Annotated in this window: 18 protein-coding genes; 5 read left to right on the top strand and 13 right to left on the bottom strand. The window is 61.9% G+C overall.

The window, feature by feature from the left end:
* Positions 1–83: 83 nt before the first annotated feature.
* The 10 genes from DFO68_RS07125 to DFO68_RS07080 form a co-directional block, all read right to left on the bottom strand.
* Positions 84–1,010, bottom strand: coding sequence for a TauD/TfdA dioxygenase family protein (locus DFO68_RS07125; RefSeq protein ID WP_133482970.1), 927 nt, complete (start codon positions 1,008–1,010; stop codon positions 84–86).
* Positions 1,007–1,804, bottom strand: coding sequence for an ABC transporter ATP-binding protein (locus DFO68_RS07120; protein ID WP_133482969.1), 798 nt, complete (start codon positions 1,802–1,804; stop codon positions 1,007–1,009). The genes DFO68_RS07125 and DFO68_RS07120 overlap by 4 nt, the downstream gene beginning before the upstream one ends.
* Positions 1,801–2,844 carry an ABC transporter substrate-binding protein gene (locus DFO68_RS07115; protein WP_133482968.1) on the bottom strand — a complete coding sequence of 348 codons (1,044 nt, stop codon included), beginning with the start codon at positions 2,842–2,844 and terminating at the stop codon, positions 1,801–1,803. Before DFO68_RS07115 ends, DFO68_RS07120 begins: the two co-directional genes overlap by 4 nt.
* 50 nt (positions 2,845–2,894) lie before the next feature.
* Positions 2,895–3,755, bottom strand: coding sequence for an ABC transporter permease (locus DFO68_RS07110; RefSeq protein ID WP_133482967.1), 861 nt, complete (start codon positions 3,753–3,755; stop codon positions 2,895–2,897).
* A gap of 509 nt (positions 3,756–4,264) precedes the next feature.
* On the bottom strand, positions 4,265–4,474 hold the full coding sequence (locus DFO68_RS07105) for a hypothetical protein (RefSeq protein ID WP_133482966.1): 210 nt from the start codon (positions 4,472–4,474) through the stop codon (positions 4,265–4,267).
* 4 nt (positions 4,475–4,478) lie between these two features.
* Positions 4,479–4,721: a class II glutamine amidotransferase gene (locus DFO68_RS07100; protein ID WP_133482965.1), complete on the bottom strand. Its 243-nt coding sequence runs from the start codon at positions 4,719–4,721 to the stop codon at positions 4,479–4,481.
* 521 nt (positions 4,722–5,242) lie between these two features.
* Entirely contained in the window at positions 5,243–6,073 is an 831-nt protein-coding gene (locus DFO68_RS07095) for an EAL domain-containing protein (protein ID WP_133482964.1), read from the bottom strand.
* A 76-nt stretch (positions 6,074–6,149) separates the two neighbouring features.
* Positions 6,150–7,031 carry an ABC transporter permease gene (locus tag DFO68_RS07090; protein WP_133482963.1) on the bottom strand — a complete coding sequence of 294 codons (882 nt, stop codon included), beginning with the start codon at positions 7,029–7,031 and terminating at the stop codon, positions 6,150–6,152.
* Between the two features lie 226 nt (positions 7,032–7,257).
* Entirely contained in the window at positions 7,258–8,091 is an 834-nt protein-coding gene (locus tag DFO68_RS07085) for an ABC transporter ATP-binding protein (RefSeq protein WP_243726455.1), read from the bottom strand.
* Positions 8,091–9,101 (bottom strand): ABC transporter substrate-binding protein, encoded by a 1,011-nt coding sequence (locus DFO68_RS07080; RefSeq protein ID WP_133482962.1) that lies wholly within the window; start codon positions 9,099–9,101, stop codon positions 8,091–8,093. Before DFO68_RS07080 ends, DFO68_RS07085 begins: the two co-directional genes overlap by 1 nt.
* A 228-nt stretch (positions 9,102–9,329) precedes the next feature.
* On the opposite strand from DFO68_RS07080, the gene DFO68_RS07075 reads away from it, so the two are divergent.
* The 5 genes from DFO68_RS07075 (at position 9,330) to ggt (ending at position 15,909) form a co-directional block, all read left to right on the top strand.
* Positions 9,330–10,250, top strand: coding sequence for a TauD/TfdA dioxygenase family protein (locus DFO68_RS07075; protein WP_133482961.1), 921 nt, complete (start codon positions 9,330–9,332; stop codon positions 10,248–10,250).
* Positions 10,251–10,315: 65 nt separating this feature from the next.
* Positions 10,316–10,936, top strand: a complete 621-nt coding sequence (locus tag DFO68_RS07070) for a gamma-glutamylcyclotransferase (protein WP_133482960.1) — start codon at positions 10,316–10,318, stop codon at positions 10,934–10,936.
* Entirely contained in the window at positions 10,933–12,186 is a 1,254-nt protein-coding gene (locus DFO68_RS07065) for a threonine ammonia-lyase (protein WP_133482959.1), read from the top strand. Before DFO68_RS07070 ends, DFO68_RS07065 begins: the two co-directional genes overlap by 4 nt.
* 98 nt (positions 12,187–12,284) lie before the next feature.
* A complete protein-coding gene (locus DFO68_RS07060; RefSeq protein ID WP_133482958.1) occupies positions 12,285–14,024 on the top strand; it encodes an isocitrate/isopropylmalate family dehydrogenase in 1,740 nt (579 codons plus the stop codon).
* 145 nt (positions 14,025–14,169) lie between these two features.
* Positions 14,170–15,909: a gamma-glutamyltransferase gene (gene ggt, locus DFO68_RS07055; protein WP_133482957.1), complete on the top strand. Its 1,740-nt coding sequence runs from the start codon at positions 14,170–14,172 to the stop codon at positions 15,907–15,909.
* A gap of 224 nt (positions 15,910–16,133) precedes the next feature.
* Here the strand turns inward: ggt and DFO68_RS07050 are convergent, their stop codons facing one another.
* The 3 genes from DFO68_RS07050 to DFO68_RS07040 form a co-directional block, all read right to left on the bottom strand.
* Entirely contained in the window at positions 16,134–16,325 is a 192-nt protein-coding gene (locus DFO68_RS07050; protein WP_133482956.1) for an SOS response-associated peptidase family protein, read from the bottom strand.
* A 67-nt stretch (positions 16,326–16,392) separates the two neighbouring features.
* Positions 16,393–16,596, bottom strand: a complete 204-nt coding sequence (locus tag DFO68_RS07045; protein ID WP_133482955.1) for a hypothetical protein — start codon at positions 16,594–16,596, stop codon at positions 16,393–16,395.
* Positions 16,593–17,186: a zeta toxin family protein gene (locus DFO68_RS07040; RefSeq protein ID WP_133482954.1), complete on the bottom strand. Its 594-nt coding sequence runs from the start codon at positions 17,184–17,186 to the stop codon at positions 16,593–16,595. Before DFO68_RS07040 ends, DFO68_RS07045 begins: the two co-directional genes overlap by 4 nt.
* Positions 17,187–17,232 lie beyond the last annotated feature (46 nt).

Below are 17,232 nucleotides of genomic sequence, written 5' to 3'. Positions count from 1 at the left end.
CAACGCAGCCTTGCGAATGTTGAACACTGCGCAGTATTTGTGACATCGCTGCTTGCCTCATCGTCAGGAAAAGGCTTGTGACCCTACAAGGGACGCCCGCCCGCCAGGCTAACCCGCCGCATGTCACGAATTTCCCGTTCGTCGAAAGCGGAGCGGTAGTGGGCGGTGGCGCGGTTGTCCCACAGCACCACGTCGCCCACTTCCCAACGGTGCTCGTAGCGATGGGTCGGGATGTAGAGGTGAGCGCGCAACTTCTCGATCAGCGCCTTGCCCGACGCATAGTCCAGCTCGGGAATCTCGACTTCGGTCGCCTCACCCAAAAACAGCTGCTTGTTGCCCGACTCCGGGTGGGTGGTGACCAGCGGGTGAGGGTGCGCCTCGCCCTTGGGCGGATTGTCCGGCACACGATAGCCGGGGCGGGACGAATCGCGGTTGAGAAAGGGGTTGTAGGTGATCAGCGAAAGCCCGGCGATTGACTGACGGATGTGTGAATCGAGCGTTTCCCAGGCGAGATTGAGGTTGTACCAATAAGTGTCACCGCCGGTCGAGGGAATCTGGCGGGCATAGAGCGCCGAGGCTTTGGAGGGGCGTGGTGTCCATTGGTGATCCACGTGGGCGGAGAGTTCACCATTGCCGGTGTAACCGCCCTTGACGTTGGAGACCTTGACGATGTCCGGGGTTAAGCCCTGCTCGTTTGTGGCCAGCACCGGAATATGGCCGGGTGGATGGAAGACGTCGCCGAAGTAGGTCGTGAAGTCGAGCAGTTGCTCGTCGGTCAAGCGCTGCCCCTTGAAGATTAGGATATGGTGCTCGAGCCACGCCTGCTTGAGTTGCAGATAGTGAGTCGGTGATAACGGCTGTGTCAGGTCGATGCCCATCACCACGGCGCCGAGCGCGCCGTCCGTGGGCGTGATGGTCAGCGGCTGGTCATGGCGCGCAGCGGACAAGGCACCCGCGGGTGTTGATGCATCTATCGAGGCTGAGACGTCAGCGGTGGCAGTCTGACTCATGGCGTACTCTCCGTTGCGGTAGTCGTATGTCGAGTATCGTTGAGGTGAAAGGTCTTGAGCAGCGCCTCGCGGTAGGCGACGAACTGGCTGTCGCTGCGCTGGCGTGGCCGCGGGAGGTCTATGTTCATGACCTGAAGCGTGGCTGTTTGGTCGCTGGAGAGAATGACGATGCGATCCGCCAGGTAGACCGCCTCCTCAATGTCGTGCGTCACCATCACCATGGTGATAGCCTGCTCGCGCCAGATGCGCTCGAGTTCCTGCTGCATGCGAATCTTCTTCATCGCATCCAACGCACCCAGCGGCTCGTCGAGCAACAGAATTTCCGGGGAGATGGCCAGCCCCCGAGCGATCCCCACTCGCTGGGCCATGCCGCCGGAGAGCTGGCGGGGGTAGGCGTTGTAGAACGCCGTCAAGCCGACGATATCGAGATAGTGACGCGCCTTCTCCAGCGCTTGAGTGCTATTTTCGCCAATCAGCTCAAGCCCCAGGGCGACATTGGCCTCCACCGTGAGCCAGGGCAACAGGCGAGGTTCCTGGAAGACCATGGCGCGCTCTGACCCGACTCCCTGAATCGACTGGCCATTCAGATGAATCGTGCCGCTGTCCGCCTGTTCGAGACCCGCCAGAATCCTCAAGAGCGTGGTCTTGCCCGAGCCGCTGGCGCCGATGATGGCCACGAACTCACCGGCAGCAATCTCCAGATCGATGTTGCTGAGTACCTCCAGGTGGCTATCTTTGAGCGTGAACGACTTGCTGATGTGGCCCACGCTCAAGCCCTTGGCTATGGCCGTCATTGTTCGACTCCCCCGCCCAACTCGATGCTGGCGGCGTCGTTGTAGGCATTGGTCACCACATCACCGACCGACAGTTGCCCTGCGGTCAGTGTCCCTTCCCGCTCGAGCACATCCAGCCAGTACTGCACATCGTGCTCGCTGAGCTGAGCACTGTCGCGCACACCAAAGCCGGCCCAGTGCTCCGCCAGCTGAGCATTTTCGTTACGCTTGGCCAGCAGCTCGGCGATCAGTGATCGCGCCTTCTCCGGGTTGTCGCGCACCCAGTTGGCAGCACGCCCGGACTGGGTCACCAGCGCTCGCACCGCCTCGGGGTGCTGCTCGACGAAGTCGCGTTCCATGGAGTAAGGGCTCAGCGTGATATCACCCAATAACTCGTAGTCGCTGAACAGCGAGCGTACCCCACCTCCCTCTTCGAGTTGACCGGCAAACACGGTTTGCCAAGCGCCGACGGCAGCGACATCGACCTGGCCGGAGCGCAGGGTCTGCCCGAGCTGCGGACCCGGCACCGTCACCAGGCGCACCGCGTTATAGGGAATGTCGTTTTGCCGCAGATACTCGCGCACCACATAATCCAGATGCGCGCCCAGAGTATTGACCGCGATAGTCTTGCCGATCAGGTCTGAGGGCTGTTTGATGGGGCTATTCTCAAGCACATAGAAGCGGCTATTGACCTCCTCGTTGACACCGCTGGAAGCCATGATGCCGACGTTATCCGCTCCATTGGCGATGGCGTTAATTGTCGCAGAGGTAGCCGCACCGGCAATGTCGATCGACCCAGACGCCATGGCGAACAGACTCTCCGGCCCGCCCTGGCTGAATCCCTCGGACTCGAGCGTCACGCCTTTCTCCTCGAGCCAACCCTTCGCTTGCGCTATTTCTGGTATCGAAATCTGACCACGGCTACTGAGATAGCGGATGGTTACCGGCTCGCTGGCCGCTTCGTCCGCGGCCAGCGCCTGACTGGTCGCCACGGCCTGTCCTGCCAGCAACAGCAGCGTAGTTGTAACCAATGCGCGTTTCTTGATGGTTCGTTTTTTCATCAATAAGTTCCTCTTCGTCATTGAAGTCGTTGATTGGCGAAACATTCGAATCAGGTGCTGCCATCATTCTCCCAGCGGCAGAGACGTTTCTGGAGCGCTACCAGCAAGTAGTTGGCCAGCAGGCCAAGCCCGGCCAGCAGAAAAATGGCGGCAAACATCAGCGGGATCTGAAAGTTGTATTGAGCGTTCATCACCTGGAAGCCGATGCCTCGGTTGGCCCCAATCATCTCGGCGGCAACCAGCAGCAGCAGCGTCGACGTCGCGCTCAGGCGCAGGCCAACGAAGATGGAAGGAATGGCGCTGGGCACCACGACGCGGCGAAACACCTCGAAGCGGGAAGCACCAAATACACGCACCATCTCGATCAGCTTGGAATCGGCCTGCTGCACGCCGGTGATAGTGTTCATCAAGAGCGGAAAGACCGAGGCCCAGAAGATGACGAAAATCTTGGAGGCCTCGCCGAGCCCCATCAGCAGGATGAAGACCGGGTAGACGGCCAGTGCCGAGGTCTGGCGAAAGAGCTGCAGGATCGGGTCGAGGCTCTGCTCGATGGCACGAAAACTGCCCATGACCAGCCCCAGCGGAATGGCAATCAGCACCGAGGCGCCAAAGGCGATGCCAGAGCGCTGCAGGCTAATGCCTATATCGTCCATCAAGGTGCCATGCAAGACCGCGTTGTAGAGCGCCACCACGATCCTATCGAGAGGCGGTATCACCGCGACGTTGAGCCAGTCCAGCGAACTCGCCAGTTGCCACAGGCCAAAGAAGGCGACCAGCGCCCCATACCGACCCAGGCAAACATTACCGGCGCGGGTCAGCGCCTGCCCCAGCTGACGAAGGCGTGCATTGTTGCCATTTAGCGCCTTGGTGACGCCTCTTGTTGTGACGTCATAGGTGGTTACTTTTTTCATAGTGATGGCCTCTTGAGCAAACAATACCTTTGCGCTTGATGAGACCTTTATCCTATCGCTCATCACTTATCAGACTAAATGGTTATCTCCGCTAACCATATTAAAAATTCCGCACTACCATCCTTTATTCAATGAACAGCCACAGCACATTTAGCCGATACCGGCGACGGATAATCCATTATAATGCAAGCGCCATACCACATTGGCATTGGCTAAAGCAGTAAGCACAGACACTTTGCGGCGGCGATGATCATCCCCGGGCCCTTCCATGTCCTAATGATGACGTCGGTGCCGGCTTGAAAGATGTCAATCGGTTGAAAATAAATGAGAATTTTGAGAGTGCGTGCGGGGGCTAGTGCTCAAGCTTTGTTTTGACATCGCATGGTCAAGCCCAAGGAATTGTCGGGAAAAATTGCTCAGTGACCATGGCTGATGGCGAATATAATCTACTCAGCACGCGGCAAGAAGGACATCTCGCTCGGCAGACATCCACGGTTCAACCACGACATTTATTGAATTAGATCAAATCCATCCATCAGCGAAATGTCTGACTCATCGCGATATCGAGATCCGCCTACAAAAACAGCCAGTTCGTTTTTTTCGAATCGCTGCCATTCATGACCTTCGGTAATCGGCTGGGTTGCCACCATCACCAAGGGAGTACCGGTATAGACCGTGTCGTCGAGCCACTGATTGCAATCCACAAGCCGAGCCTTCATTGGCTCACCGGCTTGCCGGGGCCAGTATCAGATTGCGAGTGACAATGTCACGGTCAAGAAAGGAACGAGCATTGCGACAATTGAAGGCGCTGGTTTTCTCGACATTAAGCTGATGGTCACCATCGGCGTAATAGGCGATTCCCCAGCCATCCTTGTGATCACTGGTACCACCACGGCACAGGAACCCACAGAATGGATTTTGAGGTGCCACAAGAAATGCGCTTTTTAAACCGAAAGCCTGGTACATGGCGTACTCGATAACGACGGGATGATTCCACGATAATAGGAGCCTCGCGCCGGTCGATTAAACAAGAATATTTCATATGATTATCAGTAATCGAGGAACCGCTAATTCCCCACAACTAACTCCTGGGAATTTAACTCCAGGAATTCAGGTTTTGGAGTGGCCCCTGTAATTCGGGCTGGGCACTAAGTGCTGATCAGGCCGACCAGTGAGATACTGGTCATAAGCAAGAAACGGTGACATTACAGTGGTGAATTCAAATTTAAGGTGTCCCTCGTCGACTTCGTCGGGAGATGATGTGGATGTCGCCACTAATGCTTTTAAGTAATAGAGGCATACATTATATTCCCATAAGCATTTCTGTTTTGGGGTGTTCTGCATGAACATTCAGCAGCTGTGCATCTTGACATTAACGTCGCCACCTCAACACATTGTCCGGTTATCGGCATTGTGGAATCTACTCGCTACTTCAACGAATTGGCACTGCAGGTGCTTTGGCCTGCGGCGCCTGGCCTGACTCCGCTTCATTCCCATTGATAGGGTTGCATTTGACTCAGTAGGTCACCGCTGACCAGCGTCGGCTCGAGCTGTGTGACGATACCAAGATCTCCTGGCGTGTCGAGGCCCGGCCACCAGACGGTCATACCGGCGGCATGCGCCTCGCGGTTCCACTGAGTGAGCCGAGGCCAGTGCTCGCGCCCCTGGCGTGCCAGGCGCAGAGCGTGGGGTTCCGGCGTCACCCACCTTACCCCTGATTCACTCAGCAGGCGCCAGGCGGTCGGTGGTGCATCCACCGGGACACCCTGAGCCAGCAGCGGATAGCCGTGACGCTGGAAACTCTCGGCGGCCTCCCGGGCATGAGCGTCGCTGAGCAGGCGCAGGGCACTCAGGCGCAGCACCGCCTGCCGGGGGTGCAAGCCAAGACGCGCCAGCAGCGCCTCGAAGACCGCTCCGTGGGAGGCCTCCACGGCCTGGAGATGGCGCCAGTGAACGTCGACCACCAGCGGCGCGGCATCGACGCCATGGCGTGAGAGATGGTGCAGCGCATGCAGCACGCGCAGCAAGCGGTCGAGGAAAATCACATCCTCGCGATCCCAGGAGAAGAAATAGAGCGGGTCCGTCGTCTCACGAACGCCGTGCGGGTCAATGAGTTGAATGCGGCTCTCATGGGCCACCGGCGTGAGCCCGGCAAGCGTCAGAATGGGCTGCTGGCGTGGCCGTACGTGCTTGCCCGCCACATCGGCCGACACCTGATTGTTCTCATAGCGGAATCGAGCATGCCGGCGCAGGCTGGCTTGTGGGTTGAAAGCATCAAGATGGGTATTGAAATAGTCGATCACTCGGGTCAGGGGCATGGTGACATGTCTCGCAAGTGAAGTCAGGGTGGCGCGCCTCGGTCACTTGAGGAACACCTTGGCAGCTAGCAGGCGCTCAGCGCACCATGCCCCAGCGCTTGACGGTGATGCGTTCCAGGGTATTGAAAATCAGGTTCTCCACCAGCAGGCCGATCAGGATTACCACCACCAGCCCGGCGAAGACATTGTCGGTATAGAGTTCGTTGCGGTTCTGGAAGATATACCAGCCGAGCCCGCCCTCCCCGGATGAGGCGCCAAACACCAGCTCGGCGGCGATCAGGGTGCGCCAGGCGAAGGCCCAACCGATGCGCAATCCAGCCAACAGGGCCGGCAGCGCGGCGGGGATCAGGATATGGGCCACATAGCGCAGGCCGCGCAGGCCGTAGTTGCGACCCGCCATCCGCAGCGTTTCGGAAACGCCCTGGAAGCCCTGGTGGATGTTCACCGCCATGGCCCACAGCACCGAGTGCACCAGCACGAATACCAGGCTGGCCTCGCCGAGGCCGAACCACAGCAGCGCCAGGGGCAACAGGGCGATGGCCGGCAGCGGGCTGAACATGGACGTCAGGCTGCTTAGCAGGTCGCGCCCCAGGCGGGTAGATACCGCCAGGGTCGTGAGGGCCAATGCCAGCACCGTACCCAGAGCGTAGCCCTTGAGCAGCACCGACAGCGACACCGCGCTGCGTTGGATCAAGGTGCCGGAGGCCAGGCCCTGCCACAGGGCGGTGGCGGTATCGCTGGCACCGGGCAGCAGCAGTGGGTTGGCCTGATAGCGGGCGGCCAGCTCCCACAACCCGACCAGGGCCAGCAGGATCGTCAGCTTCCTCACCACGCCCAGATCCCAAGCTCGCTGCCAGAGCGGACGCGACACCGCCAGTTCGCTGGCTTCGACCGGCGGTAATTCGTGAACTCGGTCGGCCCGTTGGAATCGGTCGACGCTCAGAGTATGCAGAGTCATAAGGCTCTCCCATGCGGTGCGTGATGTTTCGCCAGATCCTCTTCGGGGGCCAACAGGAACAAGCCCGAGTGCGCGGCTGGCGGGGCGCATGATGGCGGCGCGAGCGGCGTAGAGCGGCCGGGCCGCCCCGGCATTGCGGTTGATGCGCTTGGCCCCCATGGCGCCGGGATCGCTTTGCAGCGCGGGCAGGCCAGGTGGGTGGCGTAGCGATAGGGCCGAGGTTCACTCATGGTCGTCCCTCGTGCTCGAACAGCAACTGATGGATCTGCTGGGTACGGGACTTGGTGGACGCACTCCCGAGGTTCGACAGGCTATCCGCCTCGCAGCCCAGTTCGGCACGTACTCGGCCCGGGTGAGGTGAGAGCAGCAACACCCGGTTGCCCACGATTTGTGCCTCCTCGATGGAGTGGGTAACGAACAGCAGGGTGAAGCCAACCTCCTTCCAGAGGGTCAGCAACTCCTCCTGCATCTTGCGACGCGTCAGGGCATCCAGCGCCGCGAAGGGCTCGTCCATCAGCAGAATGCGTGGCTGCATGGCCAGGGCCCGTGCGATGGCCACCCGCTGCTTCATGCCCCCGGAAAGGGTATGGGGATAGGCATCGGCGAAGGCGTCGAGACCCACCTTCTCCAGCGTCACCAGGGCACGATGCTCCGCTTCTCGGCGCCCCAGGGTGCGCGAGGCCAAAAGCGGGAACATGACGTTCTGCTTGACCGTCTTCCAGGGTGGCAGCTGATCGAACTCCTGGAAGACCACCAGGCGGTCGGGGCCTGGACCGACCACCTGCTGACCATCGAGCCGGATCTCTCCCTCTGCCGGGGAGAGGAAACCCGCCACCGCCTTGAGCAGGGTCGACTTGCCACACCCCGAGGGGCCCAGCAGCACGAAACGGTCCCCCTCCTGAACGTCGAAGCTGACCCGCTGGGTGGCCTTCACCACCTGGCGGGGCGTGCGGTACTCCAGCGTCACGCCATCCACCGCCAGGCGCGGCGTAGCTGGCAAGGGTGGCATTGCCGTGTGCCGTGGGGTCTCCTGCTTGCGCAGCGCGGTCAGGCTCGTCATCAGCTTCCCTCCCAGGCGTGTGCCTCATCGAAGAAGTAGTCCTGCCAGCTCTCGGGGCGATGCTCGATGGCCCCCACCTGGTATAGGAACTCCGCCAGCGAATAGGTGTTGTCAGGCACCAACGTGAAATCGATCTGCGGGTCATTAACCAGCCCAGAGAGGAAGTCGCGATCCAACCCAGAGCCGGTGACGCGCAGGAATGCATCCACGGCGGCGTCACGATCGGCCTCGATGATCTCGCTGGCCTCTTCCAGGGCGGCACGAAACACTTCATAGAGTTCAGGGTTGTCCGTGCGGAAGCGATCGGTGGCATAGACCAGCACTGGCGTGATGGGGCCGCCGAGGATCTCGTAGGAGTCGGTCACCTTGTGGATACCTTCATGCTTCAGTGCCTGATACTGATAGGGAATGCTGGAGAAGTAACCGGTGATCTCGGTGCCCCCGGAGATCAGCGCCGCCGTCGCATCGGGATGGGGGAGCGACAGTGTTTGACGATCCAATACGTCGTATTCCTCCGCGCCGAAGGTATTGGCGGCGGCATACTGAAGGAAACGCGCCTGCACCGAGACGCCCACCGCCGGCAGGGCGATGCGATCCTCAGGGCCGAAGTCCTCGATCGATTGCACTTCCGGGTCACGGGTCAGCAGGAAGTTGGGGGCATGACCCAAGGCGGCGATGGCCTTGACATCGAGGTTGCCTCGGGTGCGGTCCCAGGCGATGAGCAGCGGGCCCACACCGGCACTGGCGATATCGATGCTGCCGGAGAGCAGCGCATCATTGACGGCGGCACCGCCGGAAAGGCGCCGCCACTCGACGTCGACGTCGAGACCGGCGTCTTCGGCATACTTCTGGATCAGCTCTTGGTCTTGAATGACCTGCAGCGGCAGGTAGGCAATCCCAAACTGTTCGGCGATGCGAATACGTTCGCTCGCCTCTGCGTCCTGGGTGCCGCCGGTGGCGGCCAAGGCTAGCAGAGTCAGGCCGGCGTATCGGAATGTTGTCAGCGACATGGGGCTCTCCATCTGTGTCCGTGATTGTCGAAACACTCACCTTGCCCCTCGCCTGAAGAGCCCGCCAATGAGTTGTTTTACTGAGCAAATCACTCAGCCAGTGAAGTATTTTTCACTGCAGTGCGGATATGTATTTCGTAAAACCCATAGCAGGAATCGTGATTGGCCTGGATGTCGTTTTGGCTGCTTGGATAGGCCGACATTCACCGTCTACTCAGGAGATGTTCCATGACGACACAAGGCATCAGCGTGACAAAGTTGAGCGGCCATATCGGCGCCGAAATCAGCGGACTCGACCTGGCACACCTCGATGACCATGACGTCGAAACGCTGCATGCACTCTTCCTCGACCATCAGGTACTGGTCCTGCGCGACCAGCAACTCAGCCGCGATCAGCATATCGCCCTGGGTCGGCGTTTCGGTGACTTGCATATTCACCCCATGGCCAAGGGGCCCGAAGGCTACCCGGAGATATTCCCTATCGAGGCTGGGCAGAATTCTTCCAACGATCCCAAGGCCATTCGCTCGGGTAAACAGGCCGTCAATGGCGGGCACTGGCACTCCGATGTCTCCTGCGATGCACAGCCGCCGCTGGGCAGCATCCTCTACCTTCATGAGGTACCCGATGTGGGCGGCGACACCCTGTTTGCCAGCGGTTATGCCGCCTATGACGCACTATCCCCCGCCATGCAGGCTTTCCTGGAAGGGCTGACAGCGGTGCACTCGGGAGAAGCCACCTACCGGCTATATTACGGCAACCAGCCCGCCCAGGATCGCAGCCGATTCGGCGTGCCAAGTGACAAGCCCTACCCGGAGGCGGTGCATCCGGTGGTTCGCACGCATCCGGAAACGGGCCGCAAGAGCCTATTCGTCAACCGCGGATTCACCCGTGAGATCGTCGAGCTGGGGCATGCCGAAAGTCAGGCCCTGCTGGAATTTCTCTATCGCCACCAGGAGACACCGGAGTTCCAGGTACGCGTACACTGGGCACCCAACACAGTGGTCCTATGGGATAACCGCTGCACTCAACATCGCGCCATCTTCGACTATGCCGGCCAGGTGCGGCGCGGCGAGCGTGTGACCATCAAGGGAGACCGCCCCTTCCTGCAGCGCAGTGACGACACCTCACCCTGGCAACTCGTCGGCTGAGGGCTTATCGGCTCACCCGCCCGGCGGCCGTCGACATTCGCCACCGGCCGACGCATCATTCAGGGATGACTCTCGACACGACCCACCGCAACCGACAGATGACCCACTTCGACGGCCACGACGAGATCTGGCTGTTCGGCTACGGCTCGCTGATCTGGAAGGCCGACTTCCCCTTCCTCGAGCGCCGCCCGGCGCATATCCAGGGCTGGGCGCGCCGCTTCTGGCAGGGCTCCCACGACCACCGCGGCACCCCCGAGGCGCCGGGCCGGGTGGTCACCCTGGTGCGCGAACCCGGGGCGACCTGCCACGGCATGGCCTACCGCATCACCCCCGAGGTGCTCGGCCCACTCGACGTGCGCGAGAAGAACGGTTACCTGCGCGAGGTGATCCGCCTGCACTTCGACGATGATGCCCGGCCGCCGAGCGCCGAGGGGCTGGTGTACCTTGCCACCGAAGACAACGCTGCCTTTCTCGGCGAGGCCCCGCTGGAGGCCATCGCCGAGCAGATCGCCATGGCCCACGGCCCCAGCGGCCCCAACCGCGACTACCTGGTCAACCTGGCCCAAGCCCTGGGCGAGCTCGGCGTCGACGACCCCCACGTGTTCGCCCTGGCAGCGCGCCTGCCCGCCCGGCAAGACACCCGCGATCCCCACCCGCGCCCCTCATCGGAGACGACCCGCCCATGAGCGTGACCCTCGACGACGTCCGACAGGCCGCCGCCCGCCTGCAGGGCAGCGTGGAGCGCACCGCCTGCCTGCCCTCCACCACCCTCTCGCGGCTCACTGGCTGCGAGCTCTACATCAAGTTCGAGAACCACCAGTTCACCGCCTCCTTCAAGGAGCGCGGCGCCCTCAATCACCTGCTCTCGCTCAGCCCCGAGGAGCGCGCCCGGGGCGTGATCGCCATGTCGGCGGGTAACCATGCCCAGGCGGTGGCCTATCACGCCAAGCGGCTGGGCATCCATGCCACCATCGTCATGCCTCGCCACACCCCCAACCTCAAGGTACGCAACACCCGCCACCTCGGCGCCGAGGTCCATCTGCAGGGCAACGGGGTCGACGAGGCTGGACTTCATGCCCGGCGTCTGGCCAAGGAGCGCAATCTGGTCTTCGTGCATCCTTACGACGACGAGCGAATCATCGCCGGCCAGGGCACCATCGCCCTGGAGATGCTCGAGGAGGTCCCCGACCTCGACTGCCTGGTGATCCCCGTCGGCGGCGGCGGGCTGATCAGCGGCAATGCCGTGGCGGCCAAGGCGCTAAAGCCCGAGATCGAGGTAATCGGCGTGCAGACCCAGCGCTTTCCCGCCATGAAGCAGGCACTGGCCAATGAGCCCATCCACTGCGGCCTGGCCAGCCTGGCCGAAGGCATCGCCGTGAAGCAGCCGGGCATGTTGACCCGCGAGATCGTGCGCGAACTGGTCAACGATATCGTGCTGGTGGACGAGCCCGAGCTCGAGCGCGCCATCCTGATGCTGCTGGAGATCGAGAAGACGGTGGCCGAGGGTGCCGGCGCCGCGGGACTCGCCGCCCTGCTTACCGACCCGGCGCGCTACCGCGGCCGCAAGGTGGGGCTGGTGCTGTGCGGCGGCAACATCGACATGCTGGCGCTCTCCTCGGTGATCCAGCGCGGCCTGGTGCGCTCCGGGCGCATCGTGCGGGTGCGCGTCGGCATCCCCGACGTGCCCGGCTCGCTGGCCGAGCTCACCCGCCTGCTTGGCGCGCTGCGCGCCAACGTCATCCAGATCGCCCACCAGCGTACCTTCACCGACCTCTCGCTGCGCGCCACCGAGGTCGAGGCCACCCTCGAGACCCTGGGCGGCGATCACACCCGCGAATTGATCGCCGCGCTGCGCGCCGAGGGCTACGACCCGGTACTGCCCGCCAACGAGGTGCATCCGGACGAACGCTGGGCCACCGACCCCGAGGGGCACTGACCGCCAGCCCGAGCACATGGCGCCGAATCCGCGGCAGGCGTACCCTGTGCGCATTCGATCATCGCAGCGGTTTACATCGTCTCAACAAGGGAAAAGTGATGAGCAGCAAGATCAACGTGACAGCCCCCCTGGTCATCCTGCACGGCGACGAGATGGCGCAGGTGGCCTTCGAGCGGATCCTCGACACCTTCGTGACCTCCAGGCTTGACATCGAGCTGGTGGAGATCGACCTGACCGCGGAGAATCGCCTGGTCACCAACGGCCAGGCGGTGATCGATGCCATCGAGGCGCTCAAGCGCCACGGGGTGGGTGTGAAGAACGCCGGCATGACGGTCAACCGCGCCCAGCTGGGCGAGCTGCTGGCGGCCCATCCCGAGCTCGATGGCACCACCTTGCACCCGCTGGCCACCAAATCCCCCAATGGCGCCATCCGCAAGGGCATCGGCGGCAACATCACCCGCGAGGACATCCAGTTCCGCAACCTGCAGTTCAACAAGCCCGAGTGGATCGGTCGCGACATCGAGGTCGACACCATGGCGACCGGCGGCAGCAAGGACAGCTACAACGAGCTCTCCTCCGCCACCGGCATCGTCAAGCTGATGTTCGTGGGCGCCAGCGGTGATCCGGTGGAACTGCACCGCCGCGAGGTCAAGAAGGGCGACCCCTGGCTGCTCGCCACCAACGACATCGACGCGATCAAGGCCTGGGCGCACCGCTTCTTCCAGCGCGCCATCGACGAGAAGCGCGATATCTACCTGGGCCTCAAGGACACCGTGATCGCCGGCTACGACGGCGTGATGCGCGCCGCCATCGAGGGCATCTACGATAAACACTATCGAGCCCAGGTCGAGGCATCGGGACTCGCCTACCACTATGAGCTGATCGACGCCCAGGCCGCGCGCATCGTCGCCAACCCGCCCCAGCGGGCGCTGTGGGGCGTGCCGGACAACACCACCGGGCGCAAGCTCTACAAGCTGGTCGAGCAGCTCAAGGTGCACGGCATCCCCACCCGCAAGGCGCACGTCTCGCTGTCGCGGATGAGCGCCGGCGGCGGCGACCAGTACGGCAGCTACAACGCCCCCGCCGTGGAGGACGGCATCCTCAAGGTGATCGTCGACGGCGACGAGAAGCACGCCCGCCACGTCAAGCAGGGCGACCCCATCCTGCTGATGTCCAACGACCACGAGGCCATCAAGGACTGGGTCACCCAGGTGTTCCGCGACGCCTCGCGCAAACAGAAGGAGGTCTACTTCGGCCTCAAGCGCGAGTACATGGATTATGACGAGGTGTTCAGTACCGTCATCACGGATGTGCGCCGCGAGCTGGCCCAGGCCGACACCCCGCCGCCGTCGTTCATGATCATGCGACCCTCCAGCCAGCTGATCAAGATGATCACCGACCCGCCGCGCAACGCCCTCTATCCGGCGCAGAACCTCGACGGCGACATCTTCTCGGACATCTCCGCCGCTCTCGGCGGCAGCCTGGCCACCGCCAGCTCGATCATCGAGAGCAAGAGCGGCACCATGCTCTTCGAGGCACCCCACGGCACCGCCCATGATCTCTACCTGACGTACCTGGAGAGCGATGGCCAGGAGGCGCACTTCAACTCCTCGGCGCTGATCTTCGCCGTGGCCAACGCCCTGGAGACCCTTGGCGAGCGTGAGGACAACGCGCCCCTGATCGACTATGCCACCCGCCTCAAGGCCGCACTGATCGATACCGTCGCCGACGGCATCATCACCGGCGATCTCAAGGGCAAGACCACCGACCCCGCCTCCGAAACCGTCGTCGACATGCAGGGCTTCCTGGATGCCGTGGCCAGCCGCCTGGATGCCTGACACGACCACAGCGGCCTCGTGGCCTCTCTACACAAGGCCCTTGTCACCGAGGCGATCCTGGGGCGTAGCGACGACACGCTTTTCGATGCCGAGACGGCCGCGCGCCTGCGCAACAACCCTGCGCAACAACAAAGGACAACAAAGCATGACCACTACGTTTGATAGCCGACACGCCCGTAAAGCGCTCGCCGCGGTTCTTGTCATCGGCGGCCTACTGGTGACGCCCACGCTGCTCGCCCAGCAAGCCATCCTCGAGGGCGAGCGTTTCCATCCCCAGCAGAGCCCTAGTGGCATGGTCGCCACCAGTCATTTTCTTGCCTCGCAGGTGGCCCGTGATGTGCTCGCCAACGGCGGCAACGCGGTGGATGCCGCCGTGGTCGCCGGTTTTACCCTGGCGGTGACCCAGCCTCGCTCGGGCAATATCGGCGGCGGCGGCTTCATGCTGATCTCCGATGAGAACAGCGGCGAGGTGATCGCCATCGACTACCGTGAGACCGCACCTGCCGCCGCCTTCGAGACCATGTTTCAGGATGAGAGCGGCGATGCCGTGCCCCAGCGCTCACGCTTTACCCACCTTGCCGCGGGCGTTCCGGGTACCGTCGCCGGCCTGGCCTTGGCATTGGAGCAATACGGTACCATGAGCCTGGCCGACGCGCTGGCGCCTGCCATTCAGCTGGCCGAAGAGGGCTTTGCGGTACCTGCGCGCTTCGTCCAGGGCCTGCAGGACACCCGAGAGCGCTTCGAGGCCTGGGATGCCAGCATGGCCAAGTTCTTCAAGGAGGACGGCAGTGCCTACGAGGTAGGCGAGACCTTCCGCCAGCCGGCTCTCGCCGACACCCTCAAGCGCATCGCTGCGCAGGGAGCGCGCGAGTTCTACGAGGGAAAAACGGCGCAGATGATCGTCGCAGAAATGCAGCGTCACGACGGCCTGATCAGCCTGGAGGACATGGCGAACTATGCGCCGGTGATTCGTGAGCCGAGCCATGGCACCTACCGGGGCTACGATATCTATGCGATGAGCCCGCCCTCTTCCGGCGGCGTGCATATCGTGCAGATACTCAACATTCTCGAGGCGTATCCCATCAGTGAGCTGGGTTTCGGCTCCGCGGAAAGCATGCATCTGATGGCCGAGGCGATGAAGCGTGCCTACGCCGACCGCTCGGAGTTCCTCGGCGACACCGACTTTGTCGACGTTCCCCTGGCGGGCCTCACCTCCGAGGCCTATGCCGCGGAGCTGCGCAGCCAGATCGGCGACCGGGCCACTCCCAGCAGCGAGATTGCGCCCGGCAACCCCTCTGACTACGAGTCCAACGAGACCACCCACTTCTCCATCGCCGACGGAAATGGCCTGGCGGTCTCCAACACCTACACCATCAACTTCAGCTATGGCTCCGGCATCGTGGTCAAGGGCGCCGGCTTTCTGCTCAACAACGAGATGGACGACTTTTCCGCCAAGCCCGGCGTGCCCAACGCCTATGGCTTGATAGGGGGTGAGGCCAACAAGGTCGAACCCGGCAAGCGCATGCTCTCGTCAATGACACCCACCATCGTCAAGCGTGACGGCAAGAACTTCCTCATCACCGGCAGTCCCGGCGGCTCGCGCATCATCACCACCACCCTGCAGGTACTGATGAATGTCATCGACCACGACATGAACATCCAATCCGCAGTCAGCGCGCCCCGTATGCATCACCAATGGCTTCCCGACGAGATTCGCATCGAGGCCGGCTTCAGCCCCGATACGCTCGAGTTGCTCAAGGAGCGCGGCCATACCATCAGCCTGCAACCTGCCATGGGGGCCGCCCAGTCGATCACGATCAGGGACGGCATGTTCTACGGCGGTGCCGACCCGCGCCGCTCCACCTCCTCTGCCTTGGGCCTGTAACCCCCCATGCCCGTGCCTGGTCGCCAGGCACGGGCGCGATCACAGCTTGACGACAAGATCGGCAAAGCTCTCCACCCCAAGCCAGGGGTAGATGCCGCTGGCTCCAGGCTCGGCTGGAGGTCATAGAAGATGTTGAGATCGGAGACATCGGTCAGCTCGGCCTTGCGGTAGTAGAAGGCGAAGGCGTCGAGAATCTTCTCGGAACCTCGTCACGCCCACACGGTTCAGAGTCTAGAACCGTTGAAACACCAACTAGTTTGACAGTGGGAGGAGTCCTCATCGCGCCTGCGCACGGCGGGGATCCAGGTACCCGGCGCCACGTTGTAGCGAGGCGTCAGCTCGCCTTCAGCCAGCGGCAGCTTGAGAGAAGCCGCCAGGGTGGGGAAGTCACTGTAGAGGGCGAAGCGACCGCACATGGGGAAGCTCCGTCAGACCGGTTAGCTATCAATAACATCCGGCACAACCGATCGGCGAATGCAGGGTTCATTGGCCATGGTGATCATCGGCTTGTGTCGAGACCTCGTCGTCATCAGGGTAACGAGGGGCATCCTCGCCGATGAAGACGGGCTTTCCGTCCTGCCAGAAAACGGCATACTGGCCAAGGCGCCGCTTGCGCTCCAATGTGTCAGCCACTGCCGTGCGAAGGCTATCGAGCATTTCCTGCGTATCCGGTGGAAGTTGAGTCATGATATTGCCTCCTGGGACAGTGAATCAAACAGGAAACTATTGAAAATTTGCCGGTATCGGCCGCGTTGTTCGAACACAGGTTCCGGCTGATCCCGGTCATTCATAAGACAACGTGCGCGACTGACAAGGGGTGCATAAAGGGTCAGTAAATTATTCAAGCTTCGCGGGAAGCGGCGCTGAATGTCCTTAAGCGCAATGTTATGCCCACCATGAGAAACCCGCTCGGCAACGCGAAGGCGGGACATCTCGACTGATGGTAGTGCGAGGTATACCAGTTCGACTCTCCATCCATCGGAAAGCAATCGCTTTACCAGTCGCGAGCATCCACGGCCGGACAGCGTGGTTTCGAAAGCAAAATCTTGTCGTTCGTCAATAGCCTCCTCGATCTCATTCAAGAAGATTCGACTGGCTGTCACCAGGTTGCGTTCAGGAGCGAAAGGGGACAGACCAGCCGCGATCAAGTCAGCGTTGATAAAGCGCGTACAGCGGGCCACTTGCGGCAGATAGTTGAAGGCGAATGTCGTCTTGCCGGCACCGTTGGGCCCAGCGACTATCCAGCAGACCGGAGATCCGTTCTCATGCTCTGCCATTATAGCTGCTCCAGTTGTGGAAATACCTTCTTGTGCCGTCATTACG

The sequence above is a fragment of the Halomonas ventosae genome (assembly GCF_004361885.1).
Taxonomy (GTDB): Bacteria; Pseudomonadota; Gammaproteobacteria; order Pseudomonadales; family Halomonadaceae; genus Halomonas; species Halomonas ventosae_C.
This window is presented reverse-complemented; position numbering and strand designations above follow the sequence as displayed.

What these genes read in the sequence shown, in the direction of transcription:
- DFO68_RS07125 (WP_133482970.1), bottom strand. Translation starts at nt 1,010, where the DNA reads ATGAGTCAGACTGCCACCGCTGACGTCTCAGCCTCGATAGATGCATCA.
- DFO68_RS07120 (WP_133482969.1), bottom strand. Translation starts at nt 1,804, where the DNA reads ATGACGGCCATAGCCAAGGGCTTGAGCGTGGGCCACATCAGCAAGTCG.
- DFO68_RS07115 (WP_133482968.1), bottom strand. Translation starts at nt 2,844, where the DNA reads ATGAAAAAACGAACCATCAAGAAACGCGCATTGGTTACAACTACGCTG.
- DFO68_RS07110 (WP_133482967.1), bottom strand. Translation starts at nt 3,755, where the DNA reads ATGAAAAAAGTAACCACCTATGACGTCACAACAAGAGGCGTCACCAAG.
- DFO68_RS07105 (WP_133482966.1), bottom strand. Translation starts at nt 4,474, where the DNA reads ATGAAGGCTCGGCTTGTGGATTGCAATCAGTGGCTCGACGACACGGTC.
- DFO68_RS07100 (WP_133482965.1), bottom strand. Translation starts at nt 4,721, where the DNA reads ATGTACCAGGCTTTCGGTTTAAAAAGCGCATTTCTTGTGGCACCTCAA.
- DFO68_RS07095 (WP_133482964.1), bottom strand. Translation starts at nt 6,073, where the DNA reads ATGCCCCTGACCCGAGTGATCGACTATTTCAATACCCATCTTGATGCT.
- DFO68_RS07090 (WP_133482963.1), bottom strand. Translation starts at nt 7,031, where the DNA reads ATGACTCTGCATACTCTGAGCGTCGACCGATTCCAACGGGCCGACCGA.
- DFO68_RS07085 (WP_243726455.1), bottom strand. Translation starts at nt 8,091, where the DNA reads ATGACGAGCCTGACCGCGCTGCGCAAGCAGGAGACCCCACGGCACACG.
- DFO68_RS07080 (WP_133482962.1), bottom strand. Translation starts at nt 9,101, where the DNA reads ATGTCGCTGACAACATTCCGATACGCCGGCCTGACTCTGCTAGCCTTG.
- DFO68_RS07075 (WP_133482961.1), top strand. Translation starts at nt 9,330, where the DNA reads ATGACGACACAAGGCATCAGCGTGACAAAGTTGAGCGGCCATATCGGC.
- DFO68_RS07070 (WP_133482960.1), top strand. Translation starts at nt 10,316, where the DNA reads ATGACTCTCGACACGACCCACCGCAACCGACAGATGACCCACTTCGAC.
- DFO68_RS07065 (WP_133482959.1), top strand. Translation starts at nt 10,933, where the DNA reads ATGAGCGTGACCCTCGACGACGTCCGACAGGCCGCCGCCCGCCTGCAG.
- DFO68_RS07060 (WP_133482958.1), top strand. Translation starts at nt 12,285, where the DNA reads ATGAGCAGCAAGATCAACGTGACAGCCCCCCTGGTCATCCTGCACGGC.
- ggt (WP_133482957.1), top strand. Translation starts at nt 14,170, where the DNA reads ATGACCACTACGTTTGATAGCCGACACGCCCGTAAAGCGCTCGCCGCG.
- DFO68_RS07050 (WP_133482956.1), bottom strand. Translation starts at nt 16,325, where the DNA reads ATGTGCGGTCGCTTCGCCCTCTACAGTGACTTCCCCACCCTGGCGGCT.
- DFO68_RS07045 (WP_133482955.1), bottom strand. Translation starts at nt 16,596, where the DNA reads ATGACTCAACTTCCACCGGATACGCAGGAAATGCTCGATAGCCTTCGC.
- DFO68_RS07040 (WP_133482954.1), bottom strand. Translation starts at nt 17,186, where the DNA reads ATGGCAGAGCATGAGAACGGATCTCCGGTCTGCTGGATAGTCGCTGGG.